General features: G+C 68.7%; 21 protein-coding genes. 17 read left to right on the top strand and 4 right to left on the bottom strand.

Going from position 1 to position 19,786, the window contains the following annotated elements; all coding sequences use genetic code 11:
• The first annotated feature begins 16 nt into the window (after nucleotides 1-16).
• Nucleotides 17-241 (top strand): hypothetical protein, encoded by a 225-nt coding sequence (locus tag ACFVVK_RS11590; RefSeq protein ID WP_390266578.1) that lies wholly within the window; start codon nucleotides 17-19, stop codon nucleotides 239-241.
• 23 nt (nucleotides 242-264) lie between these two features.
• Here ACFVVK_RS11590 and ACFVVK_RS11595 read toward each other — a convergent pair whose 3' ends face one another.
• Nucleotides 265-1,329, bottom strand: coding sequence for a diacylglycerol/lipid kinase family protein (locus tag ACFVVK_RS11595; RefSeq protein WP_390266580.1), 1,065 nt, complete (start codon nucleotides 1,327-1,329; stop codon nucleotides 265-267).
• A gap of 91 nt (nucleotides 1,330-1,420) precedes the next feature.
• Between ACFVVK_RS11595 and serS the strand changes: the two genes are divergently transcribed.
• A complete protein-coding gene (gene serS / locus ACFVVK_RS11600; RefSeq protein WP_390266582.1) occupies nucleotides 1,421-2,701 on the top strand; it encodes a serine--tRNA ligase in 1,281 nt (426 codons plus the stop codon).
• A gap of 151 nt (nucleotides 2,702-2,852) precedes the next feature.
• Nucleotides 2,853-3,743, top strand: a complete 891-nt coding sequence (locus ACFVVK_RS11605) for an HAD family hydrolase (protein WP_390266584.1) — start codon at nucleotides 2,853-2,855, stop codon at nucleotides 3,741-3,743.
• 59 nt (nucleotides 3,744-3,802) lie between these two features.
• Here the strand turns inward: ACFVVK_RS11605 and ACFVVK_RS11610 are convergent, their stop codons facing one another.
• The 3 genes from ACFVVK_RS11610 to ACFVVK_RS11620 all read right to left on the bottom strand — a co-directional run bounded on the left by ACFVVK_RS11610 (nucleotide 3,803) and on the right by ACFVVK_RS11620 (nucleotide 5,836).
• Nucleotides 3,803-4,402 (bottom strand): hypothetical protein, encoded by a 600-nt coding sequence (locus ACFVVK_RS11610; RefSeq protein ID WP_390266586.1) that lies wholly within the window; start codon nucleotides 4,400-4,402, stop codon nucleotides 3,803-3,805.
• Between the two features lie 80 nt (nucleotides 4,403-4,482).
• Nucleotides 4,483-5,238, bottom strand: coding sequence for a DUF429 domain-containing protein (locus ACFVVK_RS11615; RefSeq protein ID WP_390266588.1), 756 nt, complete (start codon nucleotides 5,236-5,238; stop codon nucleotides 4,483-4,485).
• 106 nt (nucleotides 5,239-5,344) lie between these two features.
• Complete coding sequence (locus tag ACFVVK_RS11620; protein WP_390266590.1) at nucleotides 5,345-5,836, bottom strand: inorganic diphosphatase; 492 nt, start codon at nucleotides 5,834-5,836, stop codon at nucleotides 5,345-5,347.
• Between the two features lie 222 nt (nucleotides 5,837-6,058).
• Between ACFVVK_RS11620 and dacB the strand changes: the two genes are divergently transcribed.
• The 14 genes from dacB (at nucleotide 6,059) to panC (ending at nucleotide 19,784) form a co-directional block, all read left to right on the top strand.
• On the top strand, nucleotides 6,059-7,549 hold the full coding sequence (dacB, locus tag ACFVVK_RS11625) for a D-alanyl-D-alanine carboxypeptidase/D-alanyl-D-alanine-endopeptidase (protein ID WP_390266592.1): 1,491 nt from the start codon (nucleotides 6,059-6,061) through the stop codon (nucleotides 7,547-7,549).
• A 74-nt stretch (nucleotides 7,550-7,623) separates the two neighbouring features.
• Nucleotides 7,624-8,787, top strand: a complete 1,164-nt coding sequence (locus tag ACFVVK_RS11630) for a zinc-dependent metalloprotease (RefSeq protein ID WP_390266594.1) — start codon at nucleotides 7,624-7,626, stop codon at nucleotides 8,785-8,787.
• A gap of 101 nt (nucleotides 8,788-8,888) precedes the next feature.
• Nucleotides 8,889-9,923 (top strand): tRNA lysidine(34) synthetase TilS, encoded by a 1,035-nt coding sequence (gene tilS, locus ACFVVK_RS11635; RefSeq protein WP_390266836.1) that lies wholly within the window; start codon nucleotides 8,889-8,891, stop codon nucleotides 9,921-9,923.
• A gap of 29 nt (nucleotides 9,924-9,952) precedes the next feature.
• On the top strand, nucleotides 9,953-10,504 hold the full coding sequence (gene hpt / locus ACFVVK_RS11640) for a hypoxanthine phosphoribosyltransferase (RefSeq protein WP_091255514.1): 552 nt from the start codon (nucleotides 9,953-9,955) through the stop codon (nucleotides 10,502-10,504).
• A gap of 215 nt (nucleotides 10,505-10,719) precedes the next feature.
• The gene (gene ftsH, locus ACFVVK_RS11645) at nucleotides 10,720-12,813 is read left to right on the top strand and encodes an ATP-dependent zinc metalloprotease FtsH (protein WP_390266596.1); all 2,094 of its coding nucleotides are present in this window, start codon (nucleotides 10,720-10,722) and stop codon (nucleotides 12,811-12,813) included.
• A gap of 9 nt (nucleotides 12,814-12,822) precedes the next feature.
• The gene (gene folE, locus ACFVVK_RS11650) at nucleotides 12,823-13,467 is read left to right on the top strand and encodes a GTP cyclohydrolase I FolE (RefSeq protein WP_390266598.1); all 645 of its coding nucleotides are present in this window, start codon (nucleotides 12,823-12,825) and stop codon (nucleotides 13,465-13,467) included.
• Between the two features lie 12 nt (nucleotides 13,468-13,479).
• Nucleotides 13,480-14,421, top strand: a complete 942-nt coding sequence (gene folP / locus ACFVVK_RS11655) for a dihydropteroate synthase (protein ID WP_390266600.1) — start codon at nucleotides 13,480-13,482, stop codon at nucleotides 14,419-14,421.
• A 13-nt stretch (nucleotides 14,422-14,434) separates the two neighbouring features.
• A complete protein-coding gene (gene folB, locus ACFVVK_RS11660; RefSeq protein WP_390266602.1) occupies nucleotides 14,435-14,794 on the top strand; it encodes a dihydroneopterin aldolase in 360 nt (119 codons plus the stop codon).
• Nucleotides 14,791-15,366, top strand: coding sequence for a 2-amino-4-hydroxy-6-hydroxymethyldihydropteridine diphosphokinase (gene folK, locus ACFVVK_RS11665; RefSeq protein WP_390266604.1), 576 nt, complete (start codon nucleotides 14,791-14,793; stop codon nucleotides 15,364-15,366). The genes folB and folK overlap by 4 nt, the downstream gene beginning before the upstream one ends.
• Nucleotides 15,363-15,887 (top strand): DUF3180 domain-containing protein, encoded by a 525-nt coding sequence (locus ACFVVK_RS11670; RefSeq protein ID WP_390266606.1) that lies wholly within the window; start codon nucleotides 15,363-15,365, stop codon nucleotides 15,885-15,887. The genes folK and ACFVVK_RS11670 overlap by 4 nt, the downstream gene beginning before the upstream one ends.
• Nucleotides 15,868-16,380 carry a PH domain-containing protein gene (locus ACFVVK_RS11675; RefSeq protein ID WP_390266608.1) on the top strand — a complete coding sequence of 171 codons (513 nt, stop codon included), beginning with the start codon at nucleotides 15,868-15,870 and terminating at the stop codon, nucleotides 16,378-16,380. Before ACFVVK_RS11670 ends, ACFVVK_RS11675 begins: the two co-directional genes overlap by 20 nt.
• An 18-nt stretch (nucleotides 16,381-16,398) precedes the next feature.
• Entirely contained in the window at nucleotides 16,399-17,967 is a 1,569-nt protein-coding gene (locus tag ACFVVK_RS11680; protein ID WP_390266839.1) for a PH domain-containing protein, read from the top strand.
• Entirely contained in the window at nucleotides 17,960-18,880 is a 921-nt protein-coding gene (locus ACFVVK_RS11685; protein ID WP_390266610.1) for a Rossmann-like and DUF2520 domain-containing protein, read from the top strand. The genes ACFVVK_RS11680 and ACFVVK_RS11685 overlap by 8 nt, the downstream gene beginning before the upstream one ends.
• Nucleotide 18,881: 1 nt before the next feature.
• Nucleotides 18,882-19,784 (top strand): pantoate--beta-alanine ligase, encoded by a 903-nt coding sequence (panC, locus tag ACFVVK_RS11690; protein ID WP_390266612.1) that lies wholly within the window; start codon nucleotides 18,882-18,884, stop codon nucleotides 19,782-19,784.
• Nucleotides 19,785-19,786 lie beyond the last annotated feature (2 nt).

The following is a 19,786-nucleotide window of genomic DNA, read 5'->3' on the forward strand; positions in this document are numbered from 1 at the left end:
ACGGAGGGAGCGGGTCATGTCAGGCACCAGCACAGAAAATGACGGCCAGGGAATGATTGTCAATCCCAAGCCCGCCGCTGACAACCAAGACTGGGACGGCGACGACGCCGACCGGGCAGACCGCCTGCGCTTCGAAGAGGAGCAGGCCATGATCCGTGAGCAGTCCGAAGCCAGGGCCGCCAAGGCCGCTGCGGAGGCCGCCAAAAGGGCGGCAGAAGCAAAGAGGGCCGCCAGCGCGTAGCCGCCGGGCCGCCCGGCGTCGGCCTAACCGCCCTCGGTGCCCTCCTTGACCCGGACCAGCAGTGATCCCGGGTCCACTTGGACGGCGACCTTCGTGGCCTCGCCAGAAGGATCGCCGTCGATCTGGGTGGGCATCGGTTCGGAGCATCGGATGGTGATTTTGCCGGATCGGTAGTAGGTCATCACCGGCAGTTCTTTCTTATGTTTGAGCACAATCTTTGTGTACATGGCGAGCCAGCCGATTGCACTGCGCGGGCTCATCACCACGATGTCGAGCATCCCGTCATCGATCATGGCCTGCGGGATGAAGTCGATGCCCCCCGGGACCAGGCCGCAATTGGCGAACAGGACGCTGCGGATCTTCCTGGACTGCTCAGGCTGATCGTCCAGGGCGATCGAAACCTTCTTGCGGCGACCCACAAGATGCCGGGCCCCAGCTTCCGTGTAGGCGAGCCAGCCCACCGCCTTTTTCAAGTCGTCATTGGTGTCACTGACCACCTCAGCGTCCATGCCGATGCCCGCGATCACCAGGAAAGTGTGCTGCGCCGATTCGCCCGTGCGTGAGTTCTCCAGGGTCAGCCGCGCGGTATCGATGAACCGTTGGTGCCCGAACAAGGCCGCCTGCACGTTTCCCTGGAGGTCGTTCACTTCCAGCTGCACATTGCGGGCCAGGAGGTTGCCGGTGCCCAAGGGAATCAGGCCCATGGCGGTCTCCGTCCCGGCCAAGACCTCAGCCACGACGCGTACGGTACCGTCGCCGCCGCAGGCCAGTACGACGTTGGCTCCGGACGCCACCGCAGCCCGCGCCTGCGAGAAACCAGGGTCCTCAGCAGTGGTCTCAAAGACGCGCGGCGGCTCCCAGTCCGCCTGGGCGCACGCGGTTTCAATGAGCGACCGGGCCTCGGCCGACCTGGCCTTGATGGGGTTCAGGACCACTGCGACCTTCTGCCGGCCCGGCGCCGGACTGTGGGTTTCCTCCCACACCGCTCTGCGGGTGTGCTTGGCCTTTAACCGGCGCACTCCCCACCAGCTGGAGACGGCAAATGCCAGGACCCCAGCGATGACGAGGTAGAGCAGCCAGTCGCGCATTGTGATCCAACAGTATCCCGCCGGCGTCCCCGGACTGGCCTGCCCGACTGCGCTGCCCGGCAATGCCGGTGGGATTGGATACTCTTGTCTGGTGATCGACGTAAAAGAGCTCAGTGAGAATCCGGACAAGTTCCGTGCCAGCCAGCGCGCCCGCGGTGCCGACGAGTCCGCGATCGACGCGATTATTGCCGCGGACTCGGCCAGGCGCGCGGCGCTGATCCACTTTGAGAACCTCCGGGCGGAGCAGAACCTGTTCGGCAAGAAGGTGGCACAGGCCAAGGGCGAGGAAAAGCAGGCCCTCCTCGCCGACGTCAAGGTGCTCGCTGCCTCCGTCAAGGCCGCGTCGGCCGAGGCCGATCTGGCCCAGACCGCCCACGACGAGCTGCTCCGGACCATCCCCAACCTGATCGAGGACGGTGTCCCGGCCGGCGGCGAGGACGACTACATCGTGCTCAAGACCGTGGGCGCGCCCCGCGAATTCCCCGACTTCGAGCCCCGCGACCACCTGGAGATCGGCGAGCTGATCGGCGCCATTGACATGGAACGTGGCGCGAAGGTGTCCGGTTCGCGTTTCTATTTCCTGCGCGGCGTCGGCGCCCGGCTGGAAATGGCGCTGCTACAGATGGCCATGGACCAGGCGGTCGAGGCAGGCTTCGTCCCGATGATCACGCCCACCCTGGTCCGGCCAGAAATCATGCAGGGCACCGGTTTTGACGTCAAGCACGACGCCGAGATCTACCGTCTCGCCGAAGACGACCTCTACCTTGTGGGCACCTCCGAGGTCGCACTTGCCGGCTACCACGCCGACGAGATCCTGGACCTTTCCAACGGCCCCATCCGCTACGCGGGCCAGAGCTCCTGCTACCGCCGCGAGGCCGGCTCGCACGGCAAAGACACCCGCGGCATCATCCGGGTCCACCAGTTCAACAAGGTGGAGATGTTCATCTACACCACCGTTGAACAGGCGGCCGCCGAGCACGCGCGCCTTCTGGCCTGGGAAGAGGAAATGCTGGCCAAGTGCGAGCTCCCCTACCGTGTCATTGATACCGCCGCCGGGGATCTGGGCAATTCCGCCGCCCGGAAGTACGACTGCGAAGCCTGGGTCCCCACCCAGGGCGCGTACCGGGAGCTGACTTCGACCTCCAACTGCACCACCTACCAGGCCCGGCGCCTGAACATCAGGGAACGGGTCGTTAACGCGGACGGCGCCCCCAAGGGCACCCGCTCCGTGGCCACGCTCAACGGCACCCTGGCCACCACGCGCTGGATCGTCGCCATCCTGGAGCACCACCAGAACCCGGACGGCTCCGTCAACGTCCCCGCCGCGCTGCAGAAGTATCTGGGCGGCATGACCGTCCTCCCCGTCCTCTAGACGCCACGTCCTCTAGACACCGCCCGCGGCCCGGCAGCCGCCCCGGCAAACAGCCGCACCGTGGACACGCTGTGGGGTGTTTACCGCAAATTCACGCCGTGCTGTGGCGTGAGTCCTAGCGGGTGCCGGGGGTGTCTGCTCTACTTGGGAGATGACAACAATGACTGGATCCCCAGTCGCCGGCAACGATGACCGGCGCACTACAGATCAGAACGACGCCGGCCAGAACGACGCCCGCCAGAACGGCGCCCGCGACAAGTTGATGGTTGCCCTGGACGTCGACGGCACCCTCGTGGACCACGACGGCCACATGTCGGCGGCGGTCCGCGAGGCGGCACAGGCAGTCGTGGCCGCCGGCCACCACGTCACGATCGCCACAGGCCGCTCCCTCAATGCCACGCTGCCCGTGATCGAGCACATCGGGATCGACAATGGCTACGCCGTGTGCTCGAACGGCGGCGTGATCCTGCGCGTCGACTCCGGCCTGCCGGACGGCTACGAAATCATCCACAAGGCAACCTTCGACCCGGGTCCGGCCCTGCGCGCCCTGCGCAAGCGGCTGCCCTCCGCCAAGTACGCCCTCGAGGACGAGGACTTCAACTTCCTGTCCACCGAACGCTTCCAGGACGCCAGCTTCGGTGTCGAAGCGATCGGCGTCGACTTCCAGACGATGCTGGAGGCAACGGCCGTACGCGTGGTGGTCTTCAGTTCGGAGAACACCCCCGAGGAATTCCATGCCGCGATCCGCCATGTCGGGCTCGCCGGCGTGACCTATTCGGTGGGGTGGACGGCGTGGCTGGACATTGCCGCCGCCGGCGTCACGAAGGCCAGTGCGCTGGAGCAACTTCGGGACCGGCTCGGCATCGAAGCCCCGCGGACGGTCGCCATCGGGGACGGCCGCAACGACATCGAGATGCTGACCTGGGCGCGCCGGGGCGTGGCCATGGGCCAGGCCCCGGTGGAAGTGATAGCCGCCGCCGATGAGGTGACGAAGTCGGTGTACGACGACGGCGCCGCCTACGTGCTCCGCAGCCTCCTCTAGCCCCGGGCGGTCACACCGGAAAGTGGGAACCCCGCGGGGCGGAACCAGGACGGCGTCGGCTAGCGGACCTCGAGGATGAGGCCCAGGAGACGGGCCGCCGCGGGACGCGCGGCGTGCTCTTCATTCCACTGGGACCGGGCCACGGCCTTGCTGACGGCCTGCGTGGTGATCCCGAGTTCCTCGGCTACGGCCTTCTGCTGGCCCCGGACTCCGGGAGTAAGCAGATCCAGCACCCGCCACTCCGCCTGGCTGCGGTCGCGCACGATGTGGCCCAGGAGCCTCAGGACCGCTTCCGCCTCGGCCGCGAGATCCGTCAGCGGGCCCTCCACGGCCACCCGGACGCGGTCCTTGCCGTTCCGGAGACGGTCCACGGCACGCCGGGCGTAGATGAGCCCGTGGCCGGAGGCGTCCTTGATCTGGTTCGGCAGGGGTTCATTCACCGGACCTACTCCGATGCCCACATACCAGCTGCCGCTGCGCAGGGCGATCATCGCCGCCTCCACCACCTGATGCGGGCAATCCACGATGCCCTGGACCTCGTCCTCCACGGACCGGTCGAAATCAAGGCGCGCCGGAATGTGCCGCAGGTCCTTGAGGAGCTGCGGCACGCGGTCGCCGTCGCGCCGGCTGTCGGTTTGATTGATGGTCAGCGTGAACATACTGGATCACACACTACCCGGTGGCCGTTGCGCGGCAAGTTGCCAAGGGCTGCCGCGACGCGAGGGAGTAACAGTGGCGGTTACGCGGCCGTAAGCCCGGACAGCTGACCGGAGGGAAGGTGGATCCAGCCCTCAGTCAGCGCGGCCGCGGCATCACCGGCGCCCGGTCGCAGCGTCTGCCCCAGACGTACGGCCCGGGCCGTCAGGGAGGCGATCACAGCGTCAAACATGTCATCGGACGCCGCAAGGTCGGCCCCGTACCCGGCCAGGTCCAGCCACGGCGCCTTCCGGGTAAGGCCGGCCAGGGCCGTGGCCAGCTGGGCAGCTTCCGGGTCCCCCCGGCCCTTGTAGCCGCGGGCGTGGATTCCCCAAAGTTTCAGGGATGCTGCCGGATATACCTCGGCGAGGCCGCCGGAGCCGTCCCGGGGCTGCGGTCCAACGTCCCGGGCGATCTTGGCTTGGATCACCGCGCACCTCATGGCCGGGTGGGCCAGGCGGTCGGCCGAAACGCTGAGCGGAATGAGCCCGGTCCTGCCCGTGACGAAGCGGTCGGTGTCCCGGTAGGCGAGCAGCCGGCGGCCCTCGATCCCGTCGTGACCGAGCACCGGCACGGCGTCGGACGCCAGGTGCCCGGCAAGGAAGGGAAGAAAGGCGTCAGGCCAGCCCAGCGGGCAGTCGATCCCCGTCATATCGCAGCCGGCGAAGAGCCGGACGATCTCATCGTCGCCCACGTCCAGGGACAGGTGCGCCAGGCGTGCGCCGCCGCCGGCCCATTCGATGACGGCCGCCGCCGTCTTCTTCGCGGCCGCGGCGAGATCCACTCCAAGGGTTCTCATCGGCTGGCTTTTCCGGATCGAAAAAACGCGGGGTCACTTCCCGCCCAATTCCGTGGTCCGGATGGGCGGGAAGTGACCCCGCGTTGAAGAGCAGTCGTCAGCGCGATTAGTGTCCGGCTGCCGGAACGTAGCGCTTGATGGATGCCTCCAGCTCGGCTTCGGCGGCGGCGCGGTCGCCCCAGCCCTCGGCCTTGACCCACTTGCCCGGCTCCAGGTCCTTGTAGCGGGTGAAGAAGTGCTCGATTTCCTTGATCAGGAACTCGCTGACGTCGCTGATCTCCTTGATGTGGTCGAACCGGGCATCGGTGGGGACGCAGAGAATCTTGGCGTCACCGCCGCCGTCGTCGGTCATGTTGAAGACGCCGATCGGGCGGGACTCGACGATCACGCCGGGGTACAGGTCGAAGTCCTGCAGGAGTACCAGAGCATCCAGCGGATCCCCGTCCTCGCCCAGGGTGTTGTCGAAGAAACCGTAGTGGGTGGGGTACTGCATCGACGTGAACAGGACACGGTCCAGACGGACGCGGCCGGTCTCGTGGTCAACTTCGTACTTGACGCGCGATCCCTTGGGGATCTCGATGGTCACGTCATGCTTCATGGAATGCTCCTTGACGAATTCAGGGGTGCGCGGCACGCGCGAAAAGGCTGTCGGTGCCGCCGACTACTATTGAGGATATAGGGAGAAACGCTGGTTTAAGGAACCAGCGCGGTATTTCAGGACTGAATACGAAGACTCCGACGAGGGCCCCTGCAGGACTGTGCCGGACCTCCATCATGGCTCCACGGCAACGACACCACGACTATAGGAAACAGCAGCAGCATGAAACCGAGAACCGGCCCCGCCGGCAGCGGCCCCGTGCCCGGCAGGCTTCGGGGAATCCCCGCGCTGTTGCTCCAGACCCTCCTGGTGGTGGCTGTTGCCCTGCCGGCCGGCATCGCGATCGCCCCAGCCTTCCTTGCCCCGGACCGGCGCTCGGACGCCTCGCCGGCCGCCCCGCCCTGGCAGCAAGCGCCCACCACACTGAGCGCGCCCGGCGGAACGGACGGCATCGGACCCCTCAGCGCTGCCGCCGCCGTTCCTGCCGGCCCCGTCCTGGCGGCCCAGCTTAACGAGACCCTCAAGCCCGACGGCGGCGGAACCTTCACGGGAATCGTCCAGGACGCCGCCACCGGCCGGGTGCTGTTTGACCGGGCGGCCGACGAGGCCCGGGTGCCGGCGTCGAACATGAAACTCCTTACAGCCAGCGCCGCTTTGCGGGTCTTGGGCCCGGACCACGAGTTCAGCACCCGGGTAGTGGCCGGTCCCACGGCCGGCTCGGTGGTCCTGACCGGCGGGGGAGACGTGCTCCTGAGCGCTGGCGAATCCGATCCCGGGGCCGTTCTGGGCCGTGCCGGGCTCGCCACGCTGGCCCAGGCCACCGTCCGTGCCCTCAAGAACGACGGCGCCACCGGCACTGTAAGCGTCCTGCTGGACGACTCCGTCTTCAGCGGGGCGCCGCTCAGCCAGGCGTGGAGCCCCGAGGACGTGGCCGCCGGCGAGATGGCCCCGCTGTACCCGCTGGCGCTGAATTCGGCCAGGTTCGATCCCGCGAAGACCACCGGGCCCCGCCCGCAGGATGCGGCCATGACTGCCGCCAATGCCTTCGCGGTCCGGCTCACGGCGGCCGCGAAGGCATCCGGGCTCTCCGTGGCGCCCGGCGTCGCCCGCGTGAAGCCGGGGGCCGCGGCGCAGAGCGCGCACGCGAAAGTGCTGGCCGAGGTCCGGTCCGCCCCGGTAAGGCAGCAACTGGATCTTATGCTGCAGAGTTCGGACAACTACCTCGCCGAGATAATGGGCAGGATGACGGCCCTGGGCTCCGGCCGCCCGGCGACCAACGATGATGCCATTGCCGCCGTCTTGCAGCAGGTTCGGGGGATGGGCGTTGACACTGAGGGGCTCCGGGCCGCGGACGTCTCCGGCCTGGCCGCGGCCAACCGGGTCTCGGTCCGGCAACTCACGGCGGTGGTCCGGGCCATGACTTCGGGGACCGACACCCGGCTGCGGGCAGCCCTGGCCGGCTTCCCAGTCGCCGGGCTCACCGGCACGCTGGGGGAGCGGTACATGGACGCGGCTACGGCGGCCGGCGCCGGGCTGGTGCGCGCCAAGACGGGCACGCTGAACACGGTCGTTGCCCTCAGCGGTTATGTCGTCGACGCCGACGGCCGGCTGCTGGTCTTTTCCTTCGTCGGCAACGGGCTGAGGCCGGGCGCCGCGAACAAGGCCGCTCTGGACCGGTCTGCTTCCGTCCTGGCCCGCTGCGGCTGCCGCTAGGGGCTGCGCCCGCCGGTTCGCCGGTCAGCGAAAATTAAGGCGGATTGTCGGAGCTCTGTGATCTGATGGAACCCATGGAGTCCTCTGCGAGCCAGACATCAAGCCAGCCGCCACGCCAGACACCGACCCGGCCTTCCAACGGGACACCGGCCCGGGCCCAGGGCCTGATCAACTGGGAGCTTGCGGCGTCCACGGCCGCCCGGCTGACGCCCCCCGGCCCCGTCCTGGGCGCGGCGGAGATCAGTGCTGCCGTCGAGAACCTGCGGCTCATGGCCGACCGTTCCGTGCAGCACGTCCACCACATCACCGGACTCGACGCCGCCCGCGACCTTCGCGACTCCGACGTCCTGGTGGTGGACCGGGCCTCCTGGGCCAAGGCCAACACGCAGAGCTTCGCCGTCATGCTCAGGCCAGCCATGGAAAAGATGCTTGAGGGCCGCCCGTCCCTCGCCCCCGGCGCCGCCAGCGTCAGCGGAGCCATCACGGGCAGCCAGCTCGGCGCCATCCTGGCCTTCCTTTCCAGCAAAGTCCTGGGCCAGTACGACCCCTTCTCCGCGCTGGCGGACACTTCCGCAGCCCCCGCTGGCGGCCGCCTGCTGCTCGTGGCGCCGAACATCATCTCGGTGGAGCGCGAACTGAACGTCGACCCCGCGGACTTCCGCCTTTGGGTCTGCCTTCACGAGCAGACCCACCGTGTGCAGTTCGCCGCCGCCCCCTGGCTGCGGCACCACATGCTGGACGAGATTGAAAACCTCAGCGGCCAGTTGCTGGGCAACGTCGATTCCCTCCTGGAACGGGCCTCTGCCGCGGCCAAGTCGCTGAAGGACCGCGCGGCCCCCGGCGCGGCCCCGGGCCGCGGCGCCATCCTGGACCTGCTCCAGAGCCCGGAGGAAAAGGCGGCCCTGTCCCGCCTGACGGCCCTCATGAGCCTCCTCGAGGGCCACGCGAACGTGGTCATGGACGCCGTGGACGCCAGCATTGTCCCCTCGGTCAAGACCATCCGGCAGCGCTTCAATGCCCGCGGCAAGGACCGCGGCATGATCGAAAAGTTCATCCGCAACCTGCTCGGCCTCGACGCCAAGATGCGCCAGTACAGCGACGGCGCCAAGTTCGTCCGGGAAGTGGTGGCCGCGGCCGGCATGGACGGCTTCAACCGGGTCTGGGAGTCGGCCGGCCACCTGCCCACCGAAGCCGAGATCCACGACTCCAAGCTCTGGCTCGACCGGATGGGCCTCTAGCTGCCATGCCCGTCCGTCATCCCGCCGCCGGTACAGCGTCGGTCTCCGCCGGGCGACGCCGGCCTGGCCGCCTGGCGCCCGTCGTCGGCACCGCGCGGAAAATGCTCCAGGATGCCCTTGCCGGGGCCGGCTACCCGGAGCGCGTCCTTGTTGCCTGCAGCGGAGGCCCGGATTCGATGGCCCTCGCTGCCGTCGCCGCCTATTTCGCGCGCCGGGGACATGTGGACGGCCGCCCCGTCTCCGTCGGCGCCGTAGTGGTGGACCATCAGCTCCAGCCGGGCTCGGCCGCGGTCGCCGCACGCACCGCCGGTGCCCTCGAGGACCTTGGACTCTCTCCCGTCCGGATCAGGACCGTTGACGTGGCCGCCACCGGAAGCGGCCCGGAGGCGGCCGCCCGGGATGCCCGCCACGCGGCCCTGGAAGCTGCCGCGGACGAGGCCGACGCAGCCGTGATCCTGCTAGGCCACACCCTCGATGACCAAGCCGAACAAGTGCTGCTAGGCCTGGCGCGCGGTTCAGGCACCAGGTCTCTCGCCGGGATGCGGCCATCGCGGGGGCGGTTCCTGCGCCCCTTCCTGGGGTTGCGGCGCGCGGATACCCTGGAGATCTGCCGGGTGGAGGACCTGGATCCCTGGCATGACCCGTCCAACACCGATCCCGCCTTCGCACGCTCCCGGACCCGGGTTGAAGTGCTGCCCCTGCTGGAGGAAAAGCTCGGCCCCGGCGTTGCCGAATCGCTCGCCCGCACTGCAGCGATCCTTCAGCTCGACGCCGATTACCTGGAAGACCTGGCGAGCGACGCCTTTGACCGGCTGCGGGAGCGCGCGGGAGAGGGGATCAGCCTTCCGGAGGCCGCGTTGCGGGACCTTGCCCCGGCCCTGAGGTTCCGCGTGATTGCCAAGGCCGCCGCCGCCGTCGGCGGTCAACAGCCCAGCTACCAGCGCCTTCTCGCGGCGGAAGCGCTGCTGCGCCGAGAGGGATCGGCCGGCCCGGTGGAGCTTCCCGGCGCGGTGAGCGTCTACCGCCTGTCGCTCTCGCAGCTGACGGCGGAGAAGCCGTCAGCCGCCGGCGTTCCCCGCGAAGCCGCCCGCTGTGGGAAGCTTGTATTCCGGCCTCAACAGCCGCCCCGAAAATAGTCGCACCCGCATCTACACAGGAGCCATTGGTGGATTCAAACGACGTCCAGGCAGACCTCAAGCACGTTCTCTACACCAAGGAACAGATCCAGCAACGGATCACCGAACTCGCGGCGCAGATCGACAAGGATTATGAGGGCCGCGACCTCCTGATCGTCGGCGTGCTCAAGGGCGCCGTCATGGTCATGGCCGACCTCGCCCGCGCCCTGCACAGCCACGTCTCGATGGACTGGATGGCGGTCTCTTCCTACGGCTCCGGCACCCAGTCCTCCGGGGTGGTCCGCATCCTGAAGGACCTCGACACCGACCTCATGGGCAAGGACGTCCTGATCGTCGAGGACATCATCGATTCCGGCCTCACGCTTTCCTGGCTCAAGACCAACTTGGAATCCCGCGGCACGGCATCGGTGGAAATCTGCACGGCCTTCCGCAAGCCGACGGCCGCGAAGGTCAAGATCGACGTCAAGTATGTGGGCTATGACATCCCCAATGAGTTCGTCGTCGGCTACGGCCTCGACTACGCCGAAAAGTACCGCAACCTGGACTTCGTCGGCACCCTGGCACCGCACGTTTACGAGTAGGCCGTCCCTCCGGAGGCGCCCGCCGGCCCGGCAACGGGAGAGCGGGACGCCCTGTCCCGCTACGCCCTGTCCCGCTACGCCCACAGGGAACTTTTGCCCTTCGCCGTGCGTGAGTTAGTGCGACGGTGTATAGCTAGAACCTGACGCAGCACCACACGCGCGCAGAACGGTCGCCGTGCAGCACTACCAGGAGGGACGGGGCCAGCCCCGATCAGATGAAAGCTAAGAGTTTCTTCAAGGGCCCGGGCATCTGGATTGTCGTTGTGGTGGCCATGCTGCTGCTGGCCTTTGCCACCCTGGCGCCGGGCGGCGCGAGCCGGATCGACACCGACAAGGGCCTTGAACTGCTGACGTCCGCCGGCAAGGTCGAACAGGCGAAGATTTTCGACGCCGAGAACCGGGTGGATCTGGTCCTGAAGGACAACCTGCAGGTCGACGGGCAGGACAAGGGCAAGAACGTCCAGTTCTACTTCGTCAACGCCCGCGCCCAGGACGTTGTCAAGGCAGTCACCGACGCCAAACCGTCGGGCGGTTTCACCGACCAGCCCATCGAAAACAACTGGTTCTCCGGGTTGTTCTCCCTGCTGGTGCCCGTGCTGCTGCTCGGCGTGCTGTTCTGGTTCCTGCTCTCCCGGATGCAGGGCGGCGGGTCCAAGGTGATGCAGTTCGGCAAGTCCAAGGCCAAGCTCGTCAACAAGGACATGCCGCAGGTGACCTTCAGCGACGTCGCCGGCTCCGACGAGGCCGTGGAGGAACTCGAGGAAATCAAGGAATTCCTGCAGGAACCGGCCAAGTTCCAGGCAGTCGGAGCGAAGATCCCCAAGGGCGTGCTGCTCTACGGTCCTCCGGGGACCGGCAAGACCCTCCTGGCCCGCGCCGTCGCCGGCGAGGCCGGGGTGCCCTTCTTCTCCATCTCCGGCTCCGACTTCGTGGAAATGTTCGTCGGTGTGGGCGCCTCCCGCGTCCGCGACCTCTTCGAACAGGCCAAGTCCAACGCGCCGGCCATCATCTTCGTCGATGAGATCGACGCCGTCGGCCGGCACCGCGGCGCCGGGATCGGCGGCGGCAACGACGAGCGCGAGCAGACCCTCAACCAGCTGCTGGTTGAAATGGACGGCTTCGACGTCAAGACCAACGTCATCCTCATCGCCGCCACGAACCGCCCCGACGTCCTGGACCCCGCACTGCTGCGTCCGGGCCGCTTCGACCGGCAGATCTCGGTGGAAGCGCCCGACCTGATCGGCCGTGACCAGATCCTGCAGGTGCACGCCAAGGGCAAGCCGATGGCAACCGGGGTGGACCTCAAGGCCGTCGCCAAGAAGACCCCGGGCTACACGGGCGCCGACCTCGCCAACGTCCTGAACGAAGCCGCGCTGCTGACAGCGCGCTCCAACGCCAACCTGATCGATGACCGCGCGCTCGACGAGGCGATCGACCGCGTCATGGCCGGACCGCAAAAGCGCAGCCGGGTCATGAAGGAACACGAGCGCAAGGTCACCGCCTACCACGAGGGCGGCCACGCCCTGGTGGCGGCGGCCCTGCGGAACTCCGCCCCGGTCACCAAGATCACCATCCTGCCCCGCGGCCGGGCCCTCGGATACACCATGGTGGTCCCGGAAAACGACAAGTACTCCGTCACCCGCAACGAGCTGCTCGACCAGATGGCCTACGCCATGGGCGGCCGCGTCGCCGAGGAACTCGTGTTCCACGACCCGTCCACCGGCGCGTCCAACGACATTGAGAAGGCCACCGGGATCGCCCGGAAAATGGTCACCGAATTCGGCATGAGCGAACGGGTCGGGTCCGTGCGCCTCGGCCAGGGCGGCGGCGAGCCGTTCCTGGGCCGCGACGCCGGCCACGAGCGCAACTACTCGGACCAGATCGCCTACATCGTCGACGAGGAGGTACGCCGCCTGATCGACGGCGCCCACGACGAGGCCTACGCCATCCTCACGGAGAACCGGGATGTCCTGGACGAGCTGGCACTGGAACTGCTGGAACGCGAAACGCTGAACCAGGCCGAAATCGCGAGCATCTTCTCCGGCATCCGCAAGCGCGACTTCCGCGAAGTGTGGCTGTCCAAGGAGACCCGCCCCGTCCAGGCCGCCGGTCCGGTAGAGTCGCGCCGCGAAAAGGCCGAGCGTGAAGCGCAGGAGGAAGCCACCCACGCCCGGCTCGAAGAGCCGCTGGACGCCCAGCCGCCGCACGCCCAGGGCGTCGGCGCGCAGGAGCCGTTCCAGGGCGTCGGCGGGCAGGAGCCGTTCCAGGGCGGTGCAGCGGATATCGGGTCCGACGGTCATCCCGGCTAGGCTTCTTCAGTGACTTCTAACTTCGACGACGACGTTCCCGCCCCCGCTGCCGCCCCGCTGGAGGGCGGACACACCCACCATTCAAGCACCAGGGTGGACCGCCCCCGGATCGAGGCGGCCGTCCGGGAAATCCTGCTGGCCATCGGCGAGGACCCGGACCGCAGCGGGCTCCTGGACACGCCCAAGCGGGTGGCCAAGGCCTACGGGGAAATGTTTGCAGGCCTGCACCACGACCCCGCCGAGATCCTGGCCACCACGTTCGACCTCGACCACGAGGAACTCGTGCTGGTCAAAGACATCCCGTTCTACTCCACCTGCGAGCACCATCTGGTGCCGTTCCACGGCGTGGCCCACGTCGGTTACATCCCCTCGCACGACGGCAGGGTCACCGGTCTGAGCAAGCTCGCCCGCGTGGTGGACATGTTCGCCCGGCGCCCGCAGGTCCAGGAACGCCTGACCACCCAGATCGTCGAGGCCCTCGTCGCCCACCTCCAACCGCGCGGCGCGATCGTCGTCGTCGAATGCGAACACCTGTGCATGTCCATGCGTGGCATCCGCAAGCCCGGCGCCAAGACCGTCACCAGCGCAGTGCGCGGGCAACTGCACGACCCGGCCACCCGCGCCGAGGCCATGAGCCTCATAATCGGAAGGTAAAAAACACAGACTATGGACTCCCTCGCCGCGGCCCCGGGGACCGGCCCCGCAACCTCGCCCCTCCCTATCCTGCGCAAACCGCGCCCGGCGGCGACGTTCCAGGACCTGCCCACAGACCGGACACTCGTGATGGGAATCCTCAACGTCACCCCCGATTCCTTCAGCGACGGCGGCGACTACGCGACGGCGGACACCGCGATCGCCGCGGGCCTGCGCATGTTCTACGCGGGAGCGGACATCATCGACGTTGGCGGCGAATCCACCCGACCGGGAGCGACGGCGGTCGGTGTTGACGAGGAACAGCGCCGCGTCCTGCCGGTCATCGAGGCCCTGGTCAAAGCCGGCGCCCTCGTCAGCATCGATACCACCCACGCCGCGACGGCGGCTGCCGCGCTCAACGCCGGCGCCGCGATCATCAACGACGTTTCGGGCCTGAGCATGGAACCGGAAATGGCCGAACTGGCCGCCCGCACCAAGGCGCCTTACATCCTGACGCACCGCCGGGGCGACGCCAGCACAATGAACACCCTGACGGACTACCACGACGTCGCCCGGGACGTCGTCACGGAACTCACCGGCGTCCGGGACAAGCTCTACGCCGCCGGCGTCACGCCGGAGCAGATCATCGTGGACCCGGGACTGGGCTTCGCTAAAAACGAGGCGCAGAACTGGGAACTGCTGCAGCGGTTGGACGTCCTGCAGGGCATGGGGCACAAGGTCCTCGTGGCCGGTTCGCGCAAGCGCTTCCTCGGCAGCCTCCTGACCGTCGCCGGCAAAGCGGCGCAGCCGGTGGAACGCGACGCCGCGACTGCCGCAGTGACCGCCATCAGCGCTTTCCGCGGCGCCTGGGCGGTGCGGGTGCACGACGTCGGCCCCAGCCTCGACGCCGTCAAGGTCGCCGCACGCATGGCACCCCCCGCGCCGGCAGCCCCGGCCGACGCCGGCACCAACTGATCCGGGCGGCGTCATGGACCAGATCACGCTGAGCGGCGTCACCGCCGTCGGCCATCACGGAGTGTTCGACTTCGAGCGCCGCGACGGACAGCCCTTCGTGGTTGACGCCGTGCTGCACCTTGATTTCAGCAAGGCCGCAGCCTCCGACGACGTCGTGGACACCGCGCACTACGGCGAAGTCGCCGACTGCATCCGCGGCTGGATCACCGGCGAACCGCTGAACCTCATCGAGGCCCTGGCAGTGCGGATCGCCGAGGACGTGCTGCATAAATTCCCGCTGGCGGCCGTCGACATCACCGTGCACAAGCCCAAAGCCCCGATCGAGGTCGAGTTCAGCGACGTCTCAGTCAGCGTGCACCGGAGACGGGCATGAGCCCGCTCTTCACCCGCGCCGTGATCGCGCTCGGCAGCAACCTGGGGGAGCGCAACGACACGCTGTCCGCCGCCGTCGCAGACCTCGTCGACCCGCCGGCGGTGCGCCTTCTGGCCATCTCGCCGATCGTGCAGGCCAAGGCAGTGGGAGGCCCGCCTGGCCAGCCGGACTTCCTCAACATGGTGATCGCCGTCGAGACGTCCCTGTCCCCGCTCGAACTGTTGCACCATTGCCACGCCGTGGAACAGAAACATCTGCGTGTCCGCGACGTCCGGTGGGGGCCGCGGACCCTGGACGTGGACATCATCACCTACGGGGACGTGGTGAGCTCCGACCCCGAGCTCACGCTGCCGCACCCCCGCGCCGCGGAACGGGCGTTCGTGCTCTATCCGTGGTCACTGATCGATCCCGCGGCGCAGCTGGGCGGCGAACGCGTGGGCGACCTCGCGGCCAAGGCAGGCGATTTCGCGGACCTCGCGCCGTTCGACGGCTTCGGCATCCTCGCGGCCAGGGACGCAGCAGCCGCCGCCGCGGCCGCCTCCGGTGCAGCCGGTACAGTGGAGCGGCCGTGAAGCTGACCAACCCCCTGCTCCTGCTGGTGATCGCCGTCGTCATGGCTGCAGTCGGCTGGATCGCCACTGTGCTGGCCGGTCGCTATAGCCTGGCGACCCCCGTGCTGCCGCTGACGGGACTGCTGACCATGGGCGTGATCGTGGTGCTGACCCTTGTGCTGGGCATCCGCGTGCTCCGGTGGCGCAGCGGCAAGAAAACCAAAATCCTCAACCCCATCCTCGCGGCGTGGACCCTGGTCCTGGCCCAGGCCTGCGCCTACACCGGCGCCGTCCTGCTGGGCTGGCACGCGGGAATCATCATCGAACAGTTGCGGCTGTGGAACCTGCGCAGCAACCACGACATCACCTGGGAGGCCGTGGCGATGGCCGGAGGCGGGCTCCTTATGGTGGTCGTGGGGCTCGTCGTCGAGCGGTTCTGCCGGATCCCGCCCGAGGACGGCGACGCCGGATCCGGACACGGGGTGCAGGGTAAGCGCAGCAAGCCTCCGGCGGAAGGCGAATATGCCTACCGAGGCGATTGATCCCCCCGGCATCGACTGGGTCAGGGTGTCACCGAAGTACGTCACCGTGCGCCTGGCCGCGTGGGCGCTGGGAACCCTGGTCGCGGTGGCCCTGTTGTCACTTCCCCTCGTCCTGGTCCTGAGCGGTACGTGGAGGTGGCCGCCGCTCTGGCTGGCCGTTGCCGTTCCCGCCGTGTGGCTGCTTCTGGCGCTGTGGCGGCTCGCGCTGATTCCCCGGCAGGTGCGCTCCATCGGCTACGCCGAGCGTGAAGACGACCTCCTGATCCGGCGGGGCATCTTTTACCAGCGCACCCTCGTGGTCCCGTACGGGCGGATGCAGTATGTCGACATCGCAGTGGGACCCGTCGAACGTCCCCTGGGCCTGTGCACCCTGAAGCTGCACACCGCCTCCACCGGGACCAGCGCCGAAATCCCCGGCCTGCCCGCCAGCGAAGGCGCCCGGCTCCGCGAACAGCTGGCCGCCCGCGGCGAGGCCCGGCTGGCCGGGCTGTGACGGGATGGCTGTGAGGTGATGGCGCTGACTCCGGAGGGGACCGGGGCGGGGGACGCCGACTGGCTGCGCGTGCACCCGGCCTCTCCCTTCGTCCGCGGCTGGGTGGCCTTGGCAGCGCTGTTGTTCTTTTTTGGCCGCGACACATTCGAACGGCTGCTCCAGGGCGGCCCGGTCTTCGATGAGAGCTTCGCAGGGCGGGCGCCGTGGCTCCTGCTCGGCGGCGGCACACTGTTGCTGCTGACCGTCATCGGCTTTGTCCTGAGCTGGTACTTCACCAGGTATCAGGTGGCGGAGGGGTACGTGCGGGTCAACACCGGCTTCCTCTTCAAGCAGCAACGGCAGGCCAGACTGGACCGGGTGCAGGCCATCGACGTCGTGCAGCCGTTTCTGGCCCGGATCTTCGGGCTGGCGGAACTGAGGTTTGAAGTCGCCGATGCCGGCGAATCCGCCGTGCACCTTTCCTACCTGCGCGCCGACGAGGCCCGGCAGCTCCGCGCGACAATTCTCGCCAGCGCCTCCGGCGCAGTCGGGTCGTCGCTGCTGCCGTCGCCGGCCGTTGAGCCCGGGCAGCGGGAAGCCGGCGCCGCGGAGGCCCCGGAACGGACCGTACTGACCGTGCCGCCGTCGCGGCTGCTGGGCTCGCTGCTCCTGAGCGAGCAGAGCGTCGCTATCGTGGCCGGCGGCATCGCCTCGGTGATGCTCTCCGCCATCACCGAAAACCGGAGCTTCACGGTCTTCCTGATTCCTGCCGCGATCGGACTCGTCGCCGCCTACTGGAACTCGTTCAACCACGGCTACAACTTCACCGCCGCTGATTCCCCGGACGGCCTGCGGCTGCGCTACGGGCTGCTGGACACCCGTGCCCAGACACTGCCGCCGGGCCGGATCCAGGCGGTGAAGATCAGCCAGCCGCCGCTGTGGCGGCTGTTCGGCTGGTATCGGGTCCAGGTCAACGTGGCAGGGTATGGCGTGGCCGGAAGCGCGGGCGAAGGGACGGCCCGGACCACGCTGCTGCCGGTGGGATCCCTCACCGAAGTGCTGGAGGTCCTCTCCCTCGTCATCCCGGATCCCGGAACCCCGGAGCCGGGAAAGATCTTCACGGCCGGCATCGCGGGTCTCGCGCCAGCCGCCGGAGCGCCGGGAACCGGCAGCTCCGGCAGTGCCGACAGGCAGGATGACGACGGCGGCTTCGTCACCACCCCGCGCCGGGCCCGGTTCCTGGCGCCGCTGGGGTGGCGGCGGAACGGCTTCACCGCAACGCAGACAGCGCTGCTCCTGCGGTCCGGCCGCTGGTGGCGGAACCTCGTCGTGGTGCCACACCAGCGCACCCAGTCCATGGCGCTCCAGCAGGGCCCGCTCGCCCGCAGGTTCCGGGTGGCTGACCTGATCCTGCACACCACCGCCGGACCGGTCTCTCCGCGGCTTATCCAGGCCGGACTCGATGAGGCCCGGACCCTGCTGGAGGCCCAGTCCGCCCGGGCGCGAGCTGCGCGCAAGCGCCAAAAGAACGAGCACTGGATGGATCCGGCGGCCGGGCCTGCGCAAACACCGGCAAAAAACACTCAGGAAGGCCCGCACCATGGCTAAACCAGGACGCCTCGGCATCGGAATCATCGGCGCAGGAAAGGTGGGCGCCGTCCTTGGGGCGGCGCTGCGCGGGGCGGAGCACGCCGTCATCGGAGTGTCCGCCGTGTCGGACGCGAGCCGCGAACGGGCCGAGGCGCTCCTGCCGGGCGTCCCGATCCTGGAGGTGCAGGACATCGTGGAGCGGGCCGAACTGGTGCTGCTCGCCGTGCCGGATGACGCCCTCGGCCCGCTCGTGGACGGGCTGGCGAAACTCGGCGCCTGGCAGCCCGGCCAGCTGGTGGCGCACACCTCCGGGCGTTTCGGCGTCGGGGTCCTGCACCCGGTCCGCGCTGCCGGTGCCGTGCCGCTCGCGCTGCACCCGGCCATGACGTTCACCGGGATGAGCCTGGACCTCACAAGGCTCCTGGACTGCACCTTCGGCGTCACGGCCGACGCCGCCATGCTGCCCATCGCCCAGGCACTCGTCGTCGAAATGGGTGCCGAACCGGTCGCCATCGCCGAGGCCGACCGCGTTCTCTACCATGCGGCCCTCGCGCACGGCTCGAATCACCTGGTCACGCTCGTGGCGCAGGCCTCGCAGCTGCTCCGTGACATCGGCGTCGACGCCCCGGACCGGATGCTGGGGCCGCTACTGCGCGCGACCCTTGAGAATGCGCTCGCCTCCGGCGAGTCGGCCCTGACCGGACCCGTAGCCCGCGGAGACGCCGGCACGGTGGCCGCCCACGCCGGCGCGCTGCGCGAATACGACGGCGGCTCGGCCGGCGATATTCTTGAGGCGTACCTGGCCATGGCCCGGGCGACGGCCCGCCGGGCAGGAAGCCGCGGCCTCCTGAAGCCGGACCAACTCGACGGCATCGAACAGGCGCTCGGCGGCCCGGACCAGAACGGGACCCACGCCCCGGAAGGACCCTGACATGGCAATTCAACTCGTCACCACAGCTGCCCAGCTCCGCGACGCGAGCGCCCGGCTCCTGACCCAGAAAGGGGGCACGTCCCAGGGACTCGTGCCCACGATGGGCGCCCTGCACGACGGGCACGCGCAGCTGGCCCGGACCGCCGTCGCCCAAAACGACGTGGTGGTGGCCAGCATCTTCGTCAACCCACTGCAGTTCGGCGAGGCCGCCGACCTGGAACGCTACCCCCGGACGCTGGAGGCCGACCTCGCCCTGCTCGAGGCCGAGGGCGTGGACCTGGCGTTTGCGCCGGGCGTCGAGGAGGTTTACCCCGGCGGGGAACCCCTGATCCGGATCACGGCGGGGCCCCTGGGCGAAAAATGGGAGGGGGCGTCGCGGCCGGGACACTTCGACGGCGCACTGACCGTCGTCGCGAAGCTGCTCCACTACGGAATCCCGGGAACCGGGCTGCCCGGCGGGGGCCAGCCCGCCTACCGCGCCTACTTCGGCCAGAAGGACGCGCAGCAGCTGGCGCTGGTCCGGCGCATGGTGGCGGACCTGAACTTCCCCGTGGAGATCGTGCCCGTGCCCATTGTCCGTTCGGCCGACGGCCTGGCGCTCTCCAGCCGCAACCGCTTCCTCTCCGAGGACGAGCGCGGGGCCGCCCTGGTTCTCTCCCGTGCCCTGCGGCTCGTCGAGGAACGCGCCAACGCCCACGAGCCCCTCGACATCGAGTCCGCGCAGGCCCTGGTCCGGTCCCAGCCGCTCGTGGAACTGGACTACTTCGAGGTTGTGGATCCGCGCACCCTCGAACCCCTCGCGGAGAACTGCCAGGACACCCCGTTCCGCGGTGAGGGGCTGGCGATCATCGCCGCCAAGGTCGGGCCGGTCCGGCTCATCGACAACGCGCCGCTGAACTCCTGATA

This window comes from Arthrobacter sp. NPDC058192, from assembly GCF_042883665.1.
Lineage (GTDB): Bacteria > Actinomycetota > Actinomycetes > Actinomycetales > Micrococcaceae > Arthrobacter.

Coding starts and splice junctions, on each gene's coding strand:
- ftsH (WP_390266596.1), top strand. CDS start 10,720: ATGAAAGCTAAGAGTTTCTTCAAGGGCCCGGGCATCTGGATTGTCGTT.
- ACFVVK_RS11620 (WP_390266590.1), bottom strand. CDS start 5,836: ATGAAGCATGACGTGACCATCGAGATCCCCAAGGGATCGCGCGTCAAG.
- ACFVVK_RS11630 (WP_390266594.1), top strand. CDS start 7,624: ATGGAGTCCTCTGCGAGCCAGACATCAAGCCAGCCGCCACGCCAGACA.
- ACFVVK_RS11615 (WP_390266588.1), bottom strand. CDS start 5,238: ATGAGAACCCTTGGAGTGGATCTCGCCGCGGCCGCGAAGAAGACGGCG.
- folP (WP_390266600.1), top strand. CDS start 13,480: ATGGACTCCCTCGCCGCGGCCCCGGGGACCGGCCCCGCAACCTCGCCC.
- ACFVVK_RS11590 (WP_390266578.1), top strand. CDS start 17: ATGTCAGGCACCAGCACAGAAAATGACGGCCAGGGAATGATTGTCAAT.
- ACFVVK_RS11685 (WP_390266610.1), top strand. CDS start 17,960: ATGGCTAAACCAGGACGCCTCGGCATCGGAATCATCGGCGCAGGAAAG.
- dacB (WP_390266592.1), top strand. CDS start 6,059: ATGAAACCGAGAACCGGCCCCGCCGGCAGCGGCCCCGTGCCCGGCAGG.
- ACFVVK_RS11610 (WP_390266586.1), bottom strand. CDS start 4,402: ATGTTCACGCTGACCATCAATCAAACCGACAGCCGGCGCGACGGCGAC.
- tilS (WP_390266836.1), top strand. CDS start 8,889: ATGCTCCAGGATGCCCTTGCCGGGGCCGGCTACCCGGAGCGCGTCCTT.
- folB (WP_390266602.1), top strand. CDS start 14,435: ATGGACCAGATCACGCTGAGCGGCGTCACCGCCGTCGGCCATCACGGA.
- folK (WP_390266604.1), top strand. CDS start 14,791: ATGAGCCCGCTCTTCACCCGCGCCGTGATCGCGCTCGGCAGCAACCTG.
- ACFVVK_RS11680 (WP_390266839.1), top strand. CDS start 16,399: ATGGCGCTGACTCCGGAGGGGACCGGGGCGGGGGACGCCGACTGGCTG.
- ACFVVK_RS11675 (WP_390266608.1), top strand. CDS start 15,868: ATGCCTACCGAGGCGATTGATCCCCCCGGCATCGACTGGGTCAGGGTG.
- ACFVVK_RS11595 (WP_390266580.1), bottom strand. CDS start 1,329: ATGCGCGACTGGCTGCTCTACCTCGTCATCGCTGGGGTCCTGGCATTT.
- ACFVVK_RS11605 (WP_390266584.1), top strand. CDS start 2,853: ATGACAACAATGACTGGATCCCCAGTCGCCGGCAACGATGACCGGCGC.
- panC (WP_390266612.1), top strand. CDS start 18,882: ATGGCAATTCAACTCGTCACCACAGCTGCCCAGCTCCGCGACGCGAGC.